This window comes from Streptomyces sp. iso_384, from assembly GCF_056172905.1.
In genome coordinates this window covers 4,760,081-4,779,867 of record NZ_JBWBTT010000001.1, presented here as the reverse complement: position 1 = coordinate 4,779,867, position 19,787 = coordinate 4,760,081, and the positions used below count along the sequence as shown (strand labels likewise).

General features: G+C 73.0%; 15 protein-coding genes and 2 pseudogenes. 10 read left to right on the top strand and 7 right to left on the bottom strand.

Annotated features, from left to right (window positions below; all coding sequences use genetic code 11):
• Nucleotides 1-36: 36 nt before the first annotated feature.
• Complete coding sequence (locus tag AC0VY3_RS21425; RefSeq protein ID WP_103508216.1) at nt 37-3,420, top strand: hypothetical protein; 3,384 nt, start codon at nt 37-39, stop codon at nt 3,418-3,420.
• A 41-nt stretch (nt 3,421-3,461) separates the two neighbouring features.
• Here the strand turns inward: AC0VY3_RS21425 and AC0VY3_RS21420 are convergent, their stop codons facing one another.
• Both AC0VY3_RS21420 and AC0VY3_RS21415 read right to left on the bottom strand, forming a co-directional pair.
• Nucleotides 3,462-4,436, bottom strand: a complete 975-nt coding sequence (locus AC0VY3_RS21420; protein WP_103508217.1) for an acyl-ACP desaturase — start codon at nt 4,434-4,436, stop codon at nt 3,462-3,464.
• Nucleotides 4,437-4,612: 176 nt separating this feature from the next.
• Nucleotides 4,613-6,940, bottom strand: coding sequence for an ATP-binding cassette domain-containing protein (locus AC0VY3_RS21415; protein ID WP_475550311.1), 2,328 nt, complete (start codon nt 6,938-6,940; stop codon nt 4,613-4,615).
• A gap of 177 nt (nt 6,941-7,117) precedes the next feature.
• Here AC0VY3_RS21415 and AC0VY3_RS21410 point away from each other — a divergent pair.
• Nucleotides 7,118-7,866: pseudogene (locus AC0VY3_RS21410) on the top strand (alpha/beta fold hydrolase); the annotation flags it as partial.
• A gap of 123 nt (nt 7,867-7,989) precedes the next feature.
• On the opposite strand, the gene AC0VY3_RS21405 reads toward AC0VY3_RS21410, so the two are convergent.
• Together AC0VY3_RS21405 and ssgD are read right to left on the bottom strand one after the other, a co-directional pair.
• On the bottom strand, nt 7,990-9,621 hold the full coding sequence (locus tag AC0VY3_RS21405) for an ABC-F family ATP-binding cassette domain-containing protein (protein WP_475550310.1): 1,632 nt from the start codon (nt 9,619-9,621) through the stop codon (nt 7,990-7,992).
• Between the two features lie 230 nt (nt 9,622-9,851).
• Entirely contained in the window at nt 9,852-10,271 is a 420-nt protein-coding gene (gene ssgD / locus AC0VY3_RS21400) for a spore wall synthesis regulator SsgD (protein ID WP_103508220.1), read from the bottom strand.
• Nucleotides 10,272-10,478: 207 nt separating this feature from the next.
• On the opposite strand from ssgD, the gene AC0VY3_RS21395 reads away from it, so the two are divergent.
• The gene (locus AC0VY3_RS21395; protein WP_258047089.1) at nt 10,479-11,597 is read left to right on the top strand and encodes a WD40/YVTN/BNR-like repeat-containing protein; all 1,119 of its coding nucleotides are present in this window, start codon (nt 10,479-10,481) and stop codon (nt 11,595-11,597) included.
• A 13-nt stretch (nt 11,598-11,610) separates the two neighbouring features.
• Here the strand turns inward: AC0VY3_RS21395 and AC0VY3_RS21390 are convergent.
• Together AC0VY3_RS21390 and AC0VY3_RS21385 are read right to left on the bottom strand one after the other, a co-directional pair.
• Nucleotides 11,611-12,245: pseudogene (locus tag AC0VY3_RS21390) on the bottom strand (alpha/beta fold hydrolase); the annotation flags it as partial.
• A gap of 51 nt (nt 12,246-12,296) precedes the next feature.
• Nucleotides 12,297-12,593: a YciI family protein gene (locus tag AC0VY3_RS21385; RefSeq protein WP_242737632.1), complete on the bottom strand. Its 297-nt coding sequence runs from the start codon at nt 12,591-12,593 to the stop codon at nt 12,297-12,299.
• Nucleotides 12,594-12,701: 108 nt separating this feature from the next.
• Between AC0VY3_RS21385 and AC0VY3_RS21380 the strand changes: the two genes are divergently transcribed.
• From AC0VY3_RS21380 to AC0VY3_RS21365, 4 genes are all read left to right on the top strand, one after another.
• Complete coding sequence (locus AC0VY3_RS21380; protein ID WP_103508223.1) at nt 12,702-13,394, top strand: endonuclease V; 693 nt, start codon at nt 12,702-12,704, stop codon at nt 13,392-13,394.
• Nucleotides 13,395-13,540: 146 nt separating this feature from the next.
• On the top strand, nt 13,541-13,978 hold the full coding sequence (locus tag AC0VY3_RS21375; protein WP_475550309.1) for a glutaredoxin domain-containing protein: 438 nt from the start codon (nt 13,541-13,543) through the stop codon (nt 13,976-13,978).
• An 81-nt stretch (nt 13,979-14,059) separates the two neighbouring features.
• A complete protein-coding gene (gene mmpA / locus AC0VY3_RS21370) occupies nt 14,060-14,203 on the top strand; it encodes a morphogenic membrane protein MmpA (RefSeq protein ID WP_167396344.1) in 144 nt (47 codons plus the stop codon).
• Between the two features lie 45 nt (nt 14,204-14,248).
• Nucleotides 14,249-14,812 (top strand): O-methyltransferase, encoded by a 564-nt coding sequence (locus AC0VY3_RS21365; protein WP_475550308.1) that lies wholly within the window; start codon nt 14,249-14,251, stop codon nt 14,810-14,812.
• Between the two features lie 24 nt (nt 14,813-14,836).
• Here AC0VY3_RS21365 and AC0VY3_RS21360 read toward each other — a convergent pair whose 3' ends face one another.
• Nucleotides 14,837-16,027: a saccharopine dehydrogenase family protein gene (locus AC0VY3_RS21360; RefSeq protein ID WP_475550307.1), complete on the bottom strand. Its 1,191-nt coding sequence runs from the start codon at nt 16,025-16,027 to the stop codon at nt 14,837-14,839.
• 208 nt (nt 16,028-16,235) lie between these two features.
• Between AC0VY3_RS21360 and AC0VY3_RS21355 the strand changes: the two genes are divergently transcribed.
• The 3 genes from AC0VY3_RS21355 to AC0VY3_RS21345 are packed head-to-tail and all read left to right on the top strand — an operon-like array spanning nt 16,236 to nt 19,785.
• Nucleotides 16,236-17,375: a CaiB/BaiF CoA transferase family protein gene (locus AC0VY3_RS21355; RefSeq protein WP_103508227.1), complete on the top strand. Its 1,140-nt coding sequence runs from the start codon at nt 16,236-16,238 to the stop codon at nt 17,373-17,375.
• A gap of 8 nt (nt 17,376-17,383) precedes the next feature.
• Nucleotides 17,384-18,526, top strand: coding sequence for an acyl-CoA dehydrogenase family protein (locus tag AC0VY3_RS21350; protein WP_103508228.1), 1,143 nt, complete (start codon nt 17,384-17,386; stop codon nt 18,524-18,526).
• Nucleotides 18,527-18,570: 44 nt separating this feature from the next.
• The gene (locus AC0VY3_RS21345) at nt 18,571-19,785 is read left to right on the top strand and encodes an acetyl-CoA C-acetyltransferase (RefSeq protein ID WP_103508229.1); all 1,215 of its coding nucleotides are present in this window, start codon (nt 18,571-18,573) and stop codon (nt 19,783-19,785) included.
• Nucleotides 19,786-19,787: the final 2 nt, after the last annotated feature.

The following is a 19,787-nucleotide window of genomic DNA, read 5'->3' as shown; positions in this document are numbered from 1 at the left end:
CTGGGGTGATCGTGCGGAGCCCGGCACAATCGGGCCATGACCGACGCCCAGCCGCTCGTCCTCGCCGCCGCCCTTCTCGACGCGCTCGAACCGCTGCCCCATGCGGGCCGCGGAAGTGAACTGGCGGTGCGGGCGGGCCGGCTGGCCGCCGAGGGATCGCTGCGCGCCGTCCTCGACGAGCTGGAGGACGGCGACCCGTACGAGCGCAGGATCGCCGTGATCGCGGCCTCGGCCGGCCGGGACGCCGAGTGGATCGCCGCGCACCTCGCCGACGAGGACGCCGTCGTACGCGGGCACGCCCTGCGCGCGGCACGGACGCTCGGAGTGCCGGACACGGCGTACGAGAAGGCTTTCGTGGACGCGCCCGCCGCCGTGCGCCGCCACCTCGTGCGGGCGGTCATCGCCGACCGTCGCACCGCGCTCGCCGACCGGCTGATCACCGTCCTGCGCGACACCTGGGGCGACATCGAGGCGGCCCGCCTGCTGCCCGCCTGCTCGGCCGCCACGGTCGAGGCGCTGCTGCCGGAACTGCTGCGCTCGACGGCCTGTTGGTCCTCGCTCGGCCACCACCACCCCGGACCGGTCCTGGACTCCGCCGAGGACGAACTGACCCGCCTGCCCGCGTCCGGGCGGGACGCCTGGTGGCAGCGGTACGGCCACCCCCGGGGCATCGCCGCCGCCACGGCGGCCCTCCCGCACCGGGTGCTCGACCTCCTCGAACGCTTCGGCCCCAGCCGGCTCCCGGCCGACCTGCACCGCCGGCTCGGACGGCTCGTCGCCGCCGACCCCGTACGGGTCGCCCGACTCGCCATCAGGCCCGACGTCTGCGCGCACCTGCACCGCGCGCTCAGCGGAACCGAACTGCGCCGCCTCGTCCGGGCGTTGCCCGAACCCCTCCTCGTCGAGCTGGGCCGCAGCGCACCGGACCCGACGGGGCCGCTCGTCCGGATCCTCCGCGCCCTGCCGCCCGGCCGCCGCACCGCGCTCCACGAAGAGGTCACCGAGATCCGGGGCGAGGGCGCGTCGGGGAGTACCACCGACACCCGGCTGCTGGACGCGCTGCCCCGTAACGGCGTGGTGGCCGTCGCCCGGCGAGCGGCGGAGCGGGCCAGGGCGCGCGGAGACGCCGCAGCCGTCCTCGACGCCACGTCCTACCTCCCCTTCGACGAGGGACGCCCGCCGCTGCTGGCCGCCACCCGGGGGCCCGCCGCCGACGACCGCGCCAGGGCCTGGTCGCTGCTCGTCGGCAGCGCGGGCCGCTCCGGCGACCCGGCCGGCGTCGCCACCGTGCTGGAGGACCTGCTGCGCCTGCGCAACGAGCAGGACCCCGTCCGCTCCGCCGCCCTCACCGCCCTGACCGGGGTGGGCCCCGCCCTCTTCACCGACGCGGCGGAACCGCTGCTCGACCGGGTCGCCGCCGACGCCGTGGAGGCCCGTGACTCCTCCGCCGCCACCCGTTCCGCCCTCGGCGCCCTGGCCGTCGGCGTGCTGCGCGAGCACGCGGTGACCGGACAGCGCGACCTGCTCAACTGGGCGCTGCGCACCCTGGTCCGGATCACCGGCACCAGCGGCAGCGCCGACCTGGGACGACTGGACCGGTCGCTGCGCCGGGGCCAGGAGCACACGGTGTTCGACGCGCTGCGGCCCTGGCTGGAAGCGGGCGCGGAACGCTCCGACTACGGCCTGGTGCTGGCGCTCGCCCGCGCCGTGGGCCGTCGTGCCGACGCCATGCCCGGCCTCCAGGACCTGCTGTGGCAGGCCGTGAACTACGGCGAGCCCTCCGCCGCCCGGAGTGCCGCCGCCCTCTGGCTCCAGGCCCCGGCCGGCCGGGACGGGCGGGTGGAGCGGCTGCTCGCCCGGCACCCCTCCGCCATCGCCCTCCCGGAGGTCCGGCGCGCGGTGACCGCCCGGCGGACGGACCTGCTGGAGGCGTACCTCGACGGGACTCCGCCCCGGGGCCGGTTCCTCGCGCCCGGCACGTCCTGGACCCTCGGCGTCGCCGGAGCCGAGCGCTGGACGCCCCGTCAGCAGCGGGCCGCACTGCGCGCGGTGGAGCGCACGGTGGCGGACGAGAAGCTGCCGCTGTATGCGCGCACCGCCGCCCTGGGGCAGCTCGCCCGGATACCCGGGCGGGGAGCCGACGCCGTACGCGCCCGGACCGAGGACCGGGACGTGGTGATCGCCGAGGCCGCGCTCGCCGCCCTCGCGCACACCGACCGGCCCGCCGACGCCCTGCCCGACCTGCTCGCCCACACGGGCGACGACCGGGCCCGGGTCGCGGTGTACGCGGCGCGCCGGGCCGCCGCACGCACCCGGCCCTCCGAGCTGGCCCCACTGCTCGCCGCCCGTACGGCTCCGGGCTCCGGCAAGGTGACGAGCCGCAAGGAGATGGTCCGGCTCGCCGCTGATCTGCTGCCGCGCGCGGAGGCGGCCGGCCTCCTCGCCGACGCCTACGCGCAGCCCGGCCAGCACCTCGACGTACGGGCCGCCTGCGTGGCCGCCGGTACGCCGCTGCTCGGCGACGTACGGATGTGGGAGGTGACCGAGGACGCGGCGGGCGGCGAACGCGCTCTGCGGGTGGCGGTGTTGCGGGCGCACCCGACGCAGCTGGACCCGGCCCTGCGGCCGCGCTACGCCCGGCTGATCCAGGACCTGTGCCGCACCGACGACGACACGCTGGCCGTCCTCGCCCACACCGCGCTGGTCCCCTGGCTGCCCTGGGCCCCGCACGCGGCGGCGGTCCTGGTCGAGGCGGTCACCGATCTGGACCGGCGGGGGAGGTGGCGCCCGGCCGCCGAAGCGCTGGCGGCCGCGGCTCGGACCACCCCGGAGGCGGTCGGATCCCTGAACCGCGCCCTGTCGCTGCTGGCCACCGGCGAGACGGCGGACGACGCGGGAGCGGAGCGGGACCGGCCCGCCCGCCGGCGGATCGGCCATCTGGCCAGGACGCTGGCGCTGTGGTCCGGGACGAACGACCGGCAGGTCGCGGCGGTGCTCGCGGAGGCGGGCCGGACCCTGGCGACCCACCGTGACCTCGTGCCGGACGCCGTCGCCCTGCTCGCGCGCTCCCTCGACCTGGCGGGGGACCCGGACACCCTGCACACCGGGCTGGTCACGCTCGCCGCCCTGCACACCGGCCGTCCGGCACTCGCCGCCAGGACGGCGCAGACCGTCGGCAGGAGGGTGGTCGGATACCGGGGGGCGGAGATCGGCGACCCGGACACCCTGTTGCTCGTCGTCGCACGGCTGGCGGCGACGGGGGATCCGGCCGAGGGTCTGTTCGCCGCCGAACTGACGGTGGCGTGCGGTCAGCGCACCGGGTGGACCGGGCCGTGGCGCACCCAGCTGCGGATGCTCCGCCAGCACCCCTCGGACGATGTCCGCGACGTGGCGTACGCCGAGGCCACCGCCGAGGAGTGAGCTTTCCCGGGCGCGGAACGGGGCGCCCGGGAGGGGAAGACTCAAGCGCGGCCGCGCGCCACCAACCGGGCCTTGCGGGCGGCGAGCTTCTCGTCGAACTTCGACGCCTCGCTGTCCAGCCCGCCCATGTACAGACCGAGCTCCTCCTGGGCCTTCGCACCCTCCGGGCCGAGCCCGTCGATGTCCATGACCTTCAGGAAGCGCAGCACGGGCTGGATCACGTCGTCGTGGTGGATGCGCATGTTGTAGATCTCGCCGATCGCCATCTGCGCGGCGGCCCGCTCGAAGCCGGGCATGCCGTGTCCGGGCATCCGGAAGTTGACGACGACATCGCGCACGGCCTGCATGGTCAGGTCCGGGGCCAGCTCGAAGGCGGCGCCCAGGAGGTTCCGGTAGAAGACCATGTGGAGGTTCTCGTCGGTCGCGATCCGGGCCAGCATCCGGTCACAGACCGGGTCGCCGGACTGGTGACCGGTGTTGCGGTGCGAGACGCGGGTGGCCAGCTCCTGGAAGGCTACGTACGCGACGGAGTGCAGCATCGAGTGCCGGTTGTCCGACTCGAAGCCCTCCGCCATGTGCGCCATGCGGAACTGCTCCAGCTGGTCCGGGTCCACGGCCCGCGAGGTGAGCAGGTAGTCGCGCATCACGATGCCGTGACGGCCCTCCTCGGCGGTCCAGCGGTGCACCCAGGTCCCCCACGCGCCGTCGCGGCCGAACAGCGAGGCGATCTCGTGGTGGTAGCTGGGGAGGTTGTCCTCGGTGAGGAGGTTCACCACGAGGGCGATCTTGCCGATGTCGGTGACCTTGGACTGGTCCGCCGCCCACGCCTCGCCGTCCTCGAAGATGCCGGGGAAGTTCCGGCCGTCGGAGAACGGAACGTACTCGTGCGGCATCCAGTCCTTGGCGACCTTGAGATGGCGGTTGAGTTCCTTCTCCACCACCTCTTCCAGCGCGTACAGCAGCTGGGCGTCGGTCCACGCCTTCGAACTGCCGAGGTGGGGAGAGGTGATCGTCACGGGGAGCTCCTGGGGACGGGAGAATTACCTACGGCTTCGTAGGTTACGAGACCGTAGGTTAAGGCGGCCGTAAGGTCAAAGCCAAGCCCGCTCCCGCCAGTGATCGACCACGTACGGTCATCAGCCCAGGTGAATCGCCATGTGACGGCCCTCTCGGAGCCCTTCCAGGCCCCGTCTCACCGTTCCGGAACGGCGTGCTCCACCCCTGGATCGCGGCGCAGATACCGGCCGGTGACGGACGTCGGATGCGCGAGGAGAGCGGAGGGCGTCCCCTCGAAGACCAGCTCCCCGCCGCCCTTGCCGCCGTCCGGACCCAGATCGATCACCCAGTCCGCACGCTTGACCACATCCAGGTTGTGCTCCACGCAGATCACCGTGTTCCCGGCGTCGACCAGCCGGTCCAGCAGATCCACCAGCGCGCCCGTGTCCGCCAGGTGCAGCCCGGTCGTCGGCTCGTCCAGCACGTACACGCTGGAGGTGCGGTGCAACTGCGTGGCGAGCTTGATCCGCTGCCGCTCGCCGCCCGACAGCGAGGAGAGCGGCTGCCCCAGCGCCAGATAGGTGAGGCTCACCGCGTCGAGGGTGCGCAGCTTCCGCGACAGCGCCGGATCCTCGAACAGCCCGGCCGCCTGCGCCGCCGTCATGTCCAGGACGTCCACGATCGACCGGCCCCCGACCCGGTGCTTCAGCACGTCGTCGTGGAACCGGCGGCCCTCGCACTCCGGGCAGGTGGTGGTGACCGGATCCATGAACGCCAGATCCGTCGAGATCTCCCCGCGTCCCGAGCAACCCGCGCAGGCCCCGGTGGAGTTGAAGCTGAACAGGCCGGCGTCCACACCGTTCTCCCGGGCGAACGCCTTGCGGATGGCGTCCAGTGCGCCGATGTACGAGGCGGGCGTGGAGCGCGACGAGGCGGTGATCGCGCTCTGGTCGATCACCACCGCCTCGGGGTACGCCGCCGTGAACACCCGCGACACCAGCGTCGACTTCCCGGACCCCGCCACCCCCGTCACCGCGGTCAGCACCCCGGTGGGGAACGACACGTCCAGGCCCTTGAGGTTGTGCAGATCGGCCCCGTGCACGGGCAGCCGGCCGGTGGGGGAGCGGACGGCCCCCTTCAGCGGGATGCGGCGGCGCAGCGACCGGCCGGTGAGCGTGTCGGACTCGCGCAGTCGCTCGAAGGGTCCCTCGAAGACGACGTGACCGCCGTCCGCCCCGGCCCGCGGCCCCATGTCGACGACATGGTCGGCGACGGCCATCACATCAGGGTCGTGCTCGACGACCAGTACCGTGTTGCCCTTGTCGCGCAGCCGCACCAGCAGATCGCCCAGCCGCCCCACGTCGCGTGGATGCAGGCCGACGCTGGGCTCGTCGAAGACGAACGTCAGCCCGGTGAGCGAACTGCCCAGGTGGCGCACCATCTTGAGCCGCTGCCCCTCGCCTCCCGACAGCGTCGTGGTTTCCCGGTCCAGGCTCAGATAGCCGAGCCCGATCCCCACCAGCCGCTCCAGCCGTTCCCGGGCGGCGGCGGCGATCGGCCCGCCCACCGGATCGTCGATCCGCTCCAGTACGCCGACGAGTTCGGCGACCTCCATCCGCCCGTAGTCGGCGGGCGAGAGCCCGTCGATCCGGGTGGCGAGCGCCGCCGCGTTCAGCCGTGCCCCGCCGCAGGCCCCGCAGACCCGCTCCACGGTGAACCGGGCGGCCGCCTCGCGCCTCTTCTCGGACAGCGAGGCGGTGTCGCGCTTGAGGTAGAGCCGCTCGAAGCGCGTCACGACCCCCTCGAACCGCATGTCGGCCGAGCCGGTACGCATGTCGATACGGACGGTGAACCCCGACCCGTACAGCAGGAGTTGGCGCTCCTCCTCGCCGAACTCGGCCAGCGGCAGATCGTTGTCGAAGCGCCCCGAGCCCCCGTACAGATTCCACTCCCAGCTGCCCACCGACAGACCGGGCAACATCAGGGCCCCCTCGTTCAGCGACTTCGACCAGTCGATCGCCCGGTCGAGATCCAGCTGGACCGTGCGCCCCACCCCGTCGCACTCCGGGCACATCCCGGCGGTGTCGTTGAACGAGTACGCGGTCGCCCCGCCCGCGCTGGGGGTCCCGCACCGGGAGAACAGCACCCGGATCACCGACCAGATGTCGGTCGCCGTGCCCACGGTGGAGCGGACGTTGCCGCCCAGCGGCTTCTGGTCGATCACGATGGCCACCGACAGGTCCTCGACGGACTCGACGTGCGGCCGCTCGTACTTCGGCAGCCGGTTGCGGAGGAACGAGGTGAAGGTCTCGTTGAGCTGCCGCTGCGACTCCACGGCGATCGTGTCGAAGACGACCGACGACTTGCCCGAACCGGACACACCGGTGAAGACGGTGATCCGGCCCTTGGGAATTCGGAGGGAGACGTCGCGCAGATTGTTCTCGCGCGCGCCGGTGATGACGATGTCGCGGTGGGCGGAGCCGGGGGTGTCCGGCTCCGCACCGCGCGGGGAAGAGCGATCCATGAGGGCGACGCTAGGCGGGATACCGGACAGCTTCTGTCGTCTTTTCCCGGGAGATCCGCGGTTCCGCGTTTCCGGGAGATCCGGGGGCACGCCCGGACGGTGACCGCGCACCGCGGCCGGGGCGCGTGCGGCATTCGTACACGACCGGGGAGTGGCGGCTCGGCCATCCTCACCCGCATGGGCATCGATGACAGCACATACGTGCACGGAATACACGTGGTCCACGACGGCCCGCGGGACGCGCCGCCGCTCGTGCTCATCCACGGATCGGGCGCCTCGGGCAGCTCCTGGGGCCCGGTGGTGCCGGCGCTGGCCCGCCGGCACCACGTCGTCCGGGTCGACCTGCCGGGCCACGGGCAGTCCCCGCCCGCGGCGTCGTACGACGTGCCCGGGCAGGCGGCGGGCCTGGCCGCGGCGCTCGATGAACTCGCCCTGAGGTCCGTGACCGTGGCCGGGCACTCCAGCGGCGGATACATCGCCACCGCCCTCGCCGAGCAGCGCCCGGACCTGGCGGGAGCCCTCGCACTGATAGCAGCGGCCCGAGTCTCGACACGCTCCTTCCGTAGCCCGCCGCCCTCCGGGCGCTCATCGCCCCACCGCTCGGTCCGCTGATGTGGCGCGTCCGGTCCGACGCGATGCTCCGCCGGGGGGTGACCGCGGTGTGCAGCCGCCCGGTGAGCGTCCCGGGCGAGGTGGTCGACGACGCACGGGGCATCAGCTACCGCACCTTCGGGACGGTGCTGCGCCGCAACGCCGAGTACATCGCCGAGCGGAGCGTCCCCATGCGTCTCGGCGCACTCGACGTCCCGGCTCTCGTGATCTTCGGCGCCGCCGACCCCCGCTGGGACCCGGATGCGGCGCGCCTCTACGAAGCGACACCGAACACGCGGGTCGAACGACTGACCGACGTCGGGCACTTCCCCGTCTCGTCGAACTGCCGCCTACCGGGCGGCGAAGGGGGCGCTGAGCGTGCGAGAGACGCGGTCGGGCGGTTCCGCCGACGAGGTCGGTCCCGCCTGCCGGGGCCGCACCGCGTCATGGACACCGCCTCAGCGCCCCGCGCGCACCGCCTCCGCCGTCGTGTCCCGCAGCTCGCCGTCGAGCCGGAGCCAGCGGGTGATCCCGATCGACTCCAGGAACGGCACATCGTGACTCGCCACGATCAGCGCCCCCTCGTACGCCTCCAGCGCCTCGGTCAGCCGCCGTACGCTCGCCAGATCGAGGCTGTTCGTCGGCTCGTCGAGCAGCAGCAGCCGGGGCGCCGGGTCGGCCAGCAGCAGCGTCGCCAGCGTCGCCCGGAACCTCTCCCCGCCCGACAGGGTCCCCGCCGGGCGGTCCGCCGCCGCCCCCTTGAACAGGAAGCGCGCCAGCCGCGCCCGGACGGCGTTGTCCGTGCTGCCGGGCGCCGACCGGGCCACGTTCCGCACCACCGACGACGCGTCGTCCAGCACATCCAGCCGCTGCGGCAGGAACCCCGTCGCGACCAAGGGGCTCGCCTCCCCCGAGAGCGGCGCCAGATCACCCGCGATCGTCCGCAGCAACGCCGTCTTGCCCGCTCCGTTGCGCCCGGTCAGCGCGATCCGCTCCGGGCCCCGAACCATCAACTCGCCCCGCAGTGCCGGACCGTAGGGCGGCACCGGATCGCGCAGCAGCAGCACCTCGCCGCCCGGGTGGACCCGGGTGCCCGGCAGCTCGATCCGGATCTCCTCGTCCTCCCGCACCGCCGACTCCGCCTCGTATAGGCGCTCTTCGGCCGCCGCCAGTCGCTCGGTGTGCAGGATGCGGTGCTTGCCGGCGGACACCTGGGCGGCGCGCTTGCGCTGCCCCATCACGACCTTGGGCTCCCGCTTGGTGTCCCACATCTTCTGCCCGTACCGCTTGCGACGGGCCAACGTGACGTGCGCGGCCGACAGTTCGCGCTTCTGCCGCTGTACGTCGGACTCTGCTGCCCGCACCATGCGCTGCGCCGCCTCCTGCTCGACGGCGAGCGCCTCCTCGTACGCCGACAGATTCCCGCCGTACCAGGTGACCGAGCCCTCACGCAGATCGGCGATCCGGTCGACCCGCTCCAGCAGCTCCCGGTCGTGACTGACGACGATCAGCGCCCCGGTCCAGGCGTCGACCGCGTCGTACAGCCGCCGACGGGCGTACGCGTCCAGGTTGTTCGTCGGCTCGTCCAGCAGCAGCACCCCGGGCCGGTCCAGCAGCAGCGCGGCCAGCCGGAGCAGTACGCACTCGCCGCCGGACATCTCCCCGATGGTGCGGTCGAGCCCGATGTGGCCGAGGCCGAGCCCGTCCAGCGTGGCGAGCGACCGTTCCTCGATGTCCCAGTCGTCGCCGATCACCTCGAAGTGCTCGGCCCGTACATCGCCGGACTCGACCGCGTCGAGCGCAGCGCGCCGGTCCGCGACGCCGAGCACCTCGTCGACCCGCAGCGCGGTGTCCAGGACCAGGGTCTGCGACAGGTGGCCGAGTTCGCCCCGGACGGTGATCACCCCTTCCTGCGGGGCGAGTTCACCGGCGATAAGGCGCAACAGGGTCGACTTGCCACAGCCGTTGAGGCCGATGAGCCCGGTGCGGCCCGGGCCCACGGTCAGATCGAAACCGGTGAAGACCTCGCTGCCGTCGGGCCATGAGAAGGCGAGGGAGGTACAGCTGACGTGGGTGTCGGAAGCAGACATACGGATCTCCCGTGAGCGTCGGGGAACGACAAGGACGGCTGAAGAAGACCGAGATCGCACACGGGCGCTCCGGCCGCGGTAGGCGCGGCGGGCGCTGCACGGTGTGCACAGGACCTCAGATCAGCAACGTCCCACTCCGATCGACGACAACAGGAACCATCACGAAGGTAGGCCGGGGGAGCGGGCGGGGCAACCGGATTCACGGCCGGGGAGAGGGCCCGGGGCCAGGGTCAGCGGGGGCCGCCGCCGAGCAGGTCGGTCAGACCCCGGTCCAGGTCCAGGTACCGGTGCTCTTCGCCCACCGGAACCAGCTCCTGCGCCCGCTGGAGGAAGCGCCGCAGCTCCTCGGTGCGCACATGGACCATGGCGATGCCCTCGGGGGCGTGGAACTCCAGCACGGTCCGCTCGTACCCGAAAGGCCGCACCCGCACGTCTCCCTGCCCGGTGGGCGAGTCCACCCCGGTGGTCAGCAGCTCGCGCGAGAACTCCCAGGACACCTCGGTGCCCTCCAGCGTCGCCGGGGCCGGGAACGCCATGCGTACGGCGAAGGGGTACTGGCGGTCGTAACTCAGGGTGGCGGGCAGGGTCTCCATCCGCGGTGCGGACGCGACCATGCGGGCCTGCACGGACTGCTCGATGACGCTGGACAAGACCTGCTCCCTCTCCCTGCCGGGTGAACGGTTCCCGGCACTGGAGTAGACGACGGAACTCCTCGTTTCGTGCACCGGCGTGCGGCGTGAGCTGCGTCACCGGTTGCGGGCGGCCCCGTCCGGACCTCCACGCACCCCCGCACTCCTGCCCGTTCGGCGGCAACGCACCCTGGACGGGCCGGAACCCGTGGGCTAGCTTCCAGCGCCATGAGGACCACGGGGAACACGAGACGGCTGATGGCACTGGTGACCGGCGGCGCGGCCCTGGCCGCCGTACTGGTCGCACCGGGCGCGTACGCGGCACAGGACACCGCGGGAAGGACGGCCTCCCAGGAGGCCGCCGCCCGCGGACTCCTGCCCGGCTGGAAGCTCACCGACACCGGCACCGACGCCCGCTTCCGGGGGCTCGCCGCCGTCAGCCGCACCACCGCCTGGGCCGCCGGGTCGAAGGGTACGGTCCTGCGCACCGGCGACGGCGGCCGCACCTGGCGCGATGTGTCACCGCCGGGCGCCGCCGACCTCGAACTGCGGGACATCGAGGCGTTCGACGGCCGCCGCGCCGTCGCCCTGGCCATCGGCGAGGGCGAGGCCTCCCGGGTCCTGCGCACCGACGACGGCGGAGCCACCTGGACCGAGTCCTTCCGCAACACCGATCCGCGGGCCTTCTTCAACTGCCTGACGTTCTTCGACAGCCGGCACGGTCTCGCGGCGGGCGACCCGGTGGACGGAAAGTTCCGGATCCTGTCCACGGCGGACGGCGGCCGTTCCTGGCGGGTCCTGCCCGACGCCGGAATGCCCGCCGCCCTGCCGGGCGAGGCGGGGTTCGCGGCGAGCGGCCAGTGCCTGGTCAGCTTCGGCGCCAAGGACGTCTGGCTGGCCACCGGGGGAGCGGAGACCGCCCGCGTCCTGCACTCCGAGGACCGGGGCCTGACCTGGACGGCGAGCGCGTCGACCCTCCCGGCGGGCGACCCGGCCCGGGGGGTCTTCGCCGTCGCCTTCCACGGCCGGGGCCACGGCATCGCGGTCGGCGGCGACTACCGCCCCGACCAGGCATCCCCGCAGGCGGCCGCCGTCACCGGGGACGGCGGCCGCACCTGGCGGCAGTCCGCCACCCCGCCGCCCGCCTACCGCTCGGGCGTCACCTGGCTCCCGTACAGCCGCACCGCCGCCCTGGCCGTCGGCCCCACGGGCACCGACCTCACGCTGAACGGCGGGCGCACCTGGCACACGGTGGACTCCGGCTCGTACGACACCGTCGACTGCACGGCCGACCTGGGCTGCTGGGCGGCGGGCGAGAAGGGGCGGGTGGCCCGGCTGGGGTTCTGACGCCCGGGCGGCCTCAGGAGGCGTCCAGCACCTCCCGCAGCCGCGCCGCGAACTCATCGGGCTTCCCGGGGTAGCCGAACTCCCCGTCGAGGAAACCGCCGTGATGGCTCGGGAAGACGGTCACCCGCTGCCCGAGCAGTTCGGCGGCCGCGTCGGACGTCCGCCCGGTCTGCACCGCCCGGGACTCCTCGCCGACGGCGATCACCACGCGGGTGGAGGCCGCGGCGATGGCGTCGACGTCCGGCCGGTGGTCGCTGACCGCCCAGGACCGGTCGGAAAGCAGCGGGTCGCCGCGTGTGCCGTCGTCCTCGGCGGGCATACCGAACGCGGCGGGATCGGGCGCCGGCCGGGCGAAGTACGCGTCGGTGAACTCGCCCCCCACGAGGTCATGGCCACGAACGCGGCCATCCCGGCGCCCCACCCCCGCTTCTCGTACGCGTCCCGGACCCCGGCCCGCGCCCGGACGGCCGCCGGGCCGTCCGGGGTGATCGTGATGAGCGGCGGCTCGTGCGCGACGAGGGTGGTCACGTCGTCGGGGTGGCGCGCCACGAGGGCGAGCGCGGTGACCGCCCCGCCGCTGCTGGCGAACATCTCGACCGGCCCGGCCCCGAGCGCCGCGACGACCGCGTGCACGTCGTCGGCCAGAATGCCGGGCGACTCATCGCCGACGGCGGCGGCCATCGTGAGGCTTCCGGCCCGCTACGGCAACCGCTGCTCGTACGGGGCGAGTTCGGGCGCCGTCTTGGTGGCGATGAACTCGGTGATCCGGTACGCGCACACCTGGTGCCCGGCGAAGGGGTCGGCCGCCGCGATCCTCTCGATCGCCGCCCGGTCGTCCCCGACGGCCAGGATCACCCCGCCGTCCCGGGGGTTCTTGCGCCCCGAGGCGATGAAGACACCGGCCGCGTACTGCTCGTCGAGCCAGGCGATGTGCTCCTGCATGAGCGCGTCGACGCGCTCGACGGGGGCCGTGTAGGTCAATTCGAGTACGAACATGATCGTCAGGCTACGGGATGCCGGCCTTCCGTTCCGAGGTGTCGTGGCGGGCGGCCTCCGGCACTCCGCGTAACAGCGGCGCCCTGGCCGGCGCATAAGCTTCCGGACATGACGACCTCCCCCACCCCCGCCCACGAGACCCCCGCCGACGAAGCCGAGGGCCGGGCGATCCAGGACCGGCTGCGCGGCCGGGTGATCCTGGACGAGGCGGGGCCGGAGCCCGGAACCGGGCTGGTCACCGGGGTGGACGTGGCCTACGACGATGAGAAGGACGTCGTCGTCGCCGCGGCCGTGGTGCTGGACGCGGTCACGCTGGAGACGGTCGACGAGGCCACCGCCGTCGGCACGATCGCCTTCCCGTACATCCCCGGGCTGCTGGCCTTCCGGGAGCTCCCCGCCGTGCTGCAGGCCCTGGAAGAGCTGAGCGTCGACCCCGGTCTCGTCGTCTGCGACGGGTACGGTCTCGCGCACCCGCGCCGTTTCGGCCTCGCCAGCCATCTGGGTGTGCTCACCGGGCTGCCGGTGATCGGCGTCGGCAAGAACCCGTTCACCTTCACCTACGAGGCCCCCGGCCCCCGGCGCGGCGACTTCTCCCCGCTGCTGGACGGCGAAGAGGTGGTCGGCCGGGCGCTGCGCACCCGGGAGAACACCAGCCCGGTGTTCGTCTCGGTGGGCCACCGCATCAGCCTCGACAACGCCTGCGCCCACACGCTCCGCCTCGCCGGCCGCTACCGCCAGCCGGAGAGCACCCGCCGGGCGGACGCGCTGTGCCGGCAGACCCTGAAGGAAGCGACCGCCTGACACGAGCGGCCGTGGTGCGGGCGGGCGGCACAGCTGTGGGCCTGCGGCACGGATCCGGGTGAGCGGTACAGCTCCGGGCGAGCGGCACGGTTGAGGCCGGCGGCCGCCTCGATGTGCGGGGCCGCACCCCGATAGCGTGGTCCGTCATGACGCGCGTATGGGTGCTGCCGGTCCTGTTGCTGCTCAGCGGTGCGGTTCTCGCGACGGGGCTCGCCCTCAGGGGCGACCTCGCCATGGCGGCCGTACTCCTGCCGCTGTTCGTGCTGTTCGCCGGCGTGAACTCGCCCCTGATCTTCCCCGGGCCGGTCTCCGCGGCCGAGGCGCAGCGCCGCAGCGCGGCCGACGGCCGCCCGGTCGTCTACTGGCGGCCCGGCTGCACCTTCTGCCTGCGGCTCCGGCTCCGGCTGGGCCGCGACGCCTCCCGGCTGCACTGGGTCGACATCTGGCGCGATCCGGCGGGAGCATCGGTGGTGCGGGCGGCCAACGGCGGCGACGAGACCGTGCCGACCGTCGTCGTGGCGGACCGTGCGCACACCAACCCGGACCCGGCATGGGTACGCGAACAGCTGCCGCCGCGCACGTGACGGTCCCGGGCGTGGAACAGTCCTGCAACTGAGTACCCGTACGGATGGCGTAGATCCGTACGGGTGGGCAGGCTGACACGTATGAACGCAACACGCACAGCTGTCCGCCCCGCGCCCGTCGACCCTGCTCAGCGCCGTATGGCCCTCGGCATGCTCCTCGGGAGCGCCGTCGGGCTCGTCTGGCTGGGTGCGATGCTCTATACGCTGGCCGGCTGGGTGTTCTAGCGGTCCGTGGGGGAGGGCGGTATGTCGGGGCCAGGGGATGTGAGCATGTTCGAACGGGTGGTTCCGCCGCGTGTGGTCGCGGCGGCAGAGGTCGCCGCCGGGTTGGGATTCACCAAGAGCTGCACCCCCGAAGTGGGACGACTGCTCAGCTTCGCCGCCGCCGCCAAACCGGGCGGAGTCGTGGCGGAGAGCGGCACCGGATCCGGAGTGGGCACGGCCTGGCTGCACAGCGGCCTCGGCGCCGGTGCGCGCCTGGTCACCGTGGAGCGTGACGAGGGGCTGGCTCGCCGGGCGGCCGATGTCTTCGCGGACGACGAACGCGTCGGCGTTCTCATGGGGGACTGGCGGCTGCTCGAACAGCATGCCCCGTTCGACGTCTTCTTCTGCGACGGTGGCGGCAAGCGGGACGACCCCCGGCGCGTGGTCGAAATGCTCGCCCCCGGCGGGCTGCTCCTGCTGGACGACTTCACTCCGTCGCACGACTGGCCGCCCCGGTTCGGCGGCGAGGTCGATGAACTCCGCCTGTTCTACCTCACCCACCCGGATCTGGACGCCACGGAAGTGCTCACCACTCCCACCAGCTCGGTGATCGTCGCCGCCCGCCGGTAGCCGTGCGCCGGCAGCCGATGCGGCCTACCGCACCGCCGCCACCCGGAACCGCAGCCCTGCCGCCGTGAGCCGGTCCAGGAGCGCGTCGCCCATGGCCACCGCCGTGGTCACCTGCCCGGAGGTCTCCGGCAGCTCGTCCAGGGCCAGGCACACCGCCGACTCGGCGAGGATCTTCGCCGTCTCGCCGTAGCCCGGGTCGCCGCCCGACACCTCGGTGAAGACGCGACGCCCGCCGCCCTCGCCGACGAAGCGGATGGTGAACCAGCTGCGCTCGCGGCGCTCCTCGTCCGGACCCTGGCCCGGCTCGTAACGCCCCATCAGCCACTCCCGTACGCCCTCCACCTGTGCGGCGGCCACCAGTGCGCCGATCGCCACCGGGGCGCCGAGAGTCATCGGCAGGGTCTTGACCGAGGCGAAGTGCCGGTAGCGGAAGTCGGGGCCGTAGCGTTCCAGGGCCCGTGCGGAGCGGCCCACGATCGTCGGGTCCACCGTCGGCAGCGGCAGTGCCCAGGTGCCGACGGACCCGTTGAAGTGCGGGGAGCCCGCCGGGGTGCGGACGCGGCGGCCGACCAGGCGGGGCTCGTGCAGCCGGCGCTCCCGGGCGGCGGCCAGCATCTGCGGGCCCCGGCTCATCGCGGTCAGCGCCGAGGCGAACGTGCCGCCGGAGAACACCGCGTTGGTGCGGACGAAGCCGTCGACGGCCAGGGGGACGTCCTCGGGCAGCTGCTTGACGGTGAAGTACGCCCCGAGGTCGTGCGGTACGGAGTCGAAGCCGCAGGCGTGCACGATGCGCGCCCCCGTCTCGCGGGCCCGCGCGTCGTGCTCCAGATACGTCCGGTCGATGAACTCCGCCTCGCCCGTGAGGTCCGCGTAGTCCGTCCCGGCCTCCGCGCAGGCGGCGACGAGCTTCTCGCCGTAGCGGATGTACGGGCCCACCGTCGAGGCCATCACCCGGGTGGAGGCGGCCAGTTCGGCCAGCGCCTCCGCATCGTCCGCGTCGGCGTCCAGCAGCGGCAGCTCCGCGCAGCCCGGGGCGATCGCGGTGAGCCGTTCGCGCAGCGCCGCCAGCTTGGTCCGGCTGCGTCCGGCCAGTGCCCAGCGGAGGCCCGCGGGGGCGTGGGCCGCCAGGTATTCGGCGGTGAGCGTCCCCACGAAGCCGGTGGCACCGAAGAGGACGACGTCCAAGGGGCGTGTCGTGTCGTTCTGCCTGTTCACGAGTACCTCCGCTGCGAGCCTGGTGCCGACGTGGCAGGCAGAGGGTAGCGGAGAGCGACGTGGCGGCGTGCGGCCGGGCGGGGCGGATGCGAGAGGATCGGGAGAAGGAACTAAGCGCTTGCTCGTCCCGAGGGGTTGTGCGGAGCCGGGCACGTTCTTAGCATCACAGGTGTTACATCGGTTGTGTCACACCCCTGGGGGCTCACAGATGGCGAAAGGCCCAAGGCCCGAACACGGTCCGCTGACCGGTGTCCGGGTCGTCGAGCTGGCCGGCATCGGCCCCGGACCGTTCGCCGCGATGCTGCTGGCGGACCTCGGGGCCGACGTCGTACGCGTCGACCGGCCCGGCGGCGCGGGGCTCGGCATCGATCCCGCGTACGACCTCACCAACCGCAACAAGCGCTCCGTCCTCCTGGACCTCAAGAGCGACGAAGGACCCGCCCGCGTCCTGGACCTGGCCGAACGCGCCGACATCCTGATCGAGGGCTACCGCCCCGGTGTCGCGGAGCGGCTGGGCGTCGGCCCCGAGCCCTGTCTCGCCCGGAACCCGAAGCTGGTCTACGGGCGGATGACCGGCTGGGGCCAGGACGGGCCGCTCGCCGAGCGCGCCGGGCACGACATCGCGTACCTCGCACTCACCGGCACCCTGTCCATGATCGGCAGGCCGGGCGAACCGCCCACCGTCCCCGCCAACCTGGTCGGCGACTACGCGGGCGGCTCGCTCTACCTCGTCGTCGGCGTCCTCGCCGCCCTCCAGCACGCCCGCGCCCACGGCGAGGGGCAGGTCGTCGACGCCGCCATCGTGGACGGCGCCACCCATCTCGCCTCGATGATCCACGGCATGCTGGCCGCCGGGAGCTGGCAGGACCGGCGCGGCGCCAACCTCCTGGACGGCGGCTGCCCGTTCTACGGCACCTACGCCACCTCCGACGGCGGCCATATGGCGGTCGGGCCGCTGGAGGGGCAGTTCTACGCCGAGTTCGCCGGTCTCCTCGGCATCGCGGACGACTTCCCCGACCGGTGGGACCTCGCCCGCTGGGACGAGCTGCGCGCCGCCGTCACCGAGCGGTTCCTGACCCGTACGCGCGCCGAGTGGACCGAGGTCTTCACCGGCACCGACGCCTGCGTCGCCCCCGTCCTCTCGCTCACCGAGGCGCCGCACCACCCCCACCTCGTCGCCCGCTCCACCTTCGTCGAGCACAGCGGCATCACCCAGCCCGCCCCCGCCCCGCGCTTCTCGGCCACCCCGGTCTCCGTCCGCGGCGGGCCCGCGCGGCCCGGCGCCGACACGGCCGCCGTCGCCGCCGACTGGGACGTACCGGGGCTCGGCCCCACCTCTCACGACTAGGAGACCCCGTGCAACGGCAGATCTTCACCGAGGAGCACGACGCGTTCCGCGAGACCGTCCGGGCCTTCCTGGCCAAGGAGGTCCTCCCGTACTACGAGCAGTGGGAGCAGGACGGCATCGTCTCGCGCGAGGCCTGGCTCGCCGCCGGGCGCGCGGGACTGCTGGGCCTCGCCGTCCCGGAGGAGTACGGGGGCGGCGGCAGCGACGACTTCCGCTACAGCGCCGTCCTCGCCGAGGAGTTCACCCGGGCCGGGGCCGCCGGACTCGCGATCGGCCTGCACAACGACATCATCGGCCCCTACCTCACCGGCCTCGCCACGGATGAGCAGAAGCGCCGCTGGCTCCCGGGCTTCTGCTCCGGCGAGACCATCACCGCGATCGCCATGACCGAGCCGGGCGCCGGATCCGACCTCCAGGGCATCCGCACCACCGCCGAGGACAAGGGCGACCACTGGCTGCTCAACGGCTCCAAGACCTTCATCTCCAACGGCGTCCTCGCCGACCTGGTCGTCGTGGTCGCGAAGACCACCCCGGAAGGCGGGGCCAAGGGCCTCTCGCTGATCGTCGTCGAGCGCGGCGCGGAGGGCTTCGAGCGGGGCCGTAACCTCGACAAGATCGGCCAGAAGTCCCAGGACACTGCCGAGTTGTTCTTCAACGACGTCCGCGTCCCCAAGGAGAACCTCCTCGGTGAGCTCGACGGCGCGTTCATCCACCTGATGACCAACCTGGCCCAGGAGCGCATGGGCATAGCGGTCGCCGGGATCGCCGCCGCCGAACACCTCCTGGAGATCACCACCCAGTACGTCAAGGAGCGCGAGGCTTTCGGACGTCCGCTCTCCAAGCTCCAGCACATCCGCTTCGAGATCGCCGAGATGGCCACCGAGTGCGCCGTCACCCGGACCTTCCTCGACCGGTGCATCGTCGATCACTCCGACGGCGTCCTGGACGCCGTCCACGCCTCCATGGCCAAGTGGTGGGCCACCGAACTCCAGAAGCGCGTCGCCGACCGCTGCCTCCAACTCCACGGCGGCTACGGCTACATGAGCGAGTACAAGGTCGCCAAGGCCTTCACCGACGGCCGCATCCAGACCATCTACGGCGGTACGACCGAGATCATGAAGGAGATCATCGGCCGCTCGCTGCTCGCCTGACGCACCCTCACCGCGCCGACAACCACCCTCGAAAGGCAGCTGTCTTGAGTACCGAAGCATTCGTCTACGACGCGATCCGCACCCCCCGCGGCCGCGGCAAGGCCAACGGAGCCCTGCACGGCACCAAGCCGATCGACCTGGTCGTCGGCCTCATCCACGAGATCCGGGGCCGCTTCCCGGACCTCGACCCGGCCGCCATCGACGACATCGTCCTCGGTGTGGTCAGCCCGCTCGGCGACCAGGGCTCCGACATCGCCCGCATCGCCGCCATCGCGGCCGGGCTGCCCGACTCCGTCGCCGGGGTCCAGGAGAACCGCTTCTGTGCCTCCGGCCTGGAAGCGGTCAACCTGGCCGCCGCCAAAGTCCGTTCGGGCTGGGAGGACCTCGTCCTGGCCGGTGGCGTCGAGTCGATGTCCCGCGTCCCGATGGGCTCCGACGGCGGGGCCTGGGCCATGGACCCGATGACCAGCTTCGAGACCGGCTTCGCCCCGCAGGGCATCGGCGCCGACCTCATCGCCACCATCGAGGGCTTCAGCCGCCGCGACGTCGACGAGTACGCCGCCCTCTCCCAGGAACGCGCCGCGGCCGCCTGGAAGGACGGCCGCTTCGCCCGCTCCGTCGTCCCCGTCAAGGACCGCAACGGCCTGATCGTCCTCGACCACGACGAGCATCTGCGCCCCGGCACCACCGCCGACTCCCTCGCCGGTCTCAAGCCGTCCTTCGCGGGCATCGGCGAGATGGGCGGCTTCGACGCGGTGGCGCTCCAGAAGTACCACTGGGTCGAGAAGATCGACCACGTCCACCACGCGGGCAACTCCTCCGGCATCGTGGACGGCGCGGCCCTCGTCGCCATCGGCTCGAAGGAGGTCGGCGAGCGCTACGGTCTCACCCCGCGCGCCCGCATCGTCTCCGCCGCCGTCTCCGGCTCCGAGCCCACCATCATGCTCACCGGACCCGCGCCCGCCACCCGCAAGGCGCTCGCCAAGGCCGGGCTGACCATCGACGACATCGACCTCGTCGAGATCAACGAAGCCTTCGCCGGAGTCGTCCTGCGCTTCGTCAAGGACATGGGCCTGAGCCTGGACAAGGTCAACGTCAACGGCGGCGCCATCGCGCTCGGCCACCCCCTCGGCGCGACCGGCGCGATGATCCTCGGCACCGTCATCGACGAACTGGAGCGCCGCGACCAGCGGTTCGGCCTGGTCACCCTCTGCGTCGGCGGCGGCATGGGTGTCGCCACCGTCGTCGAACGCATCTGACC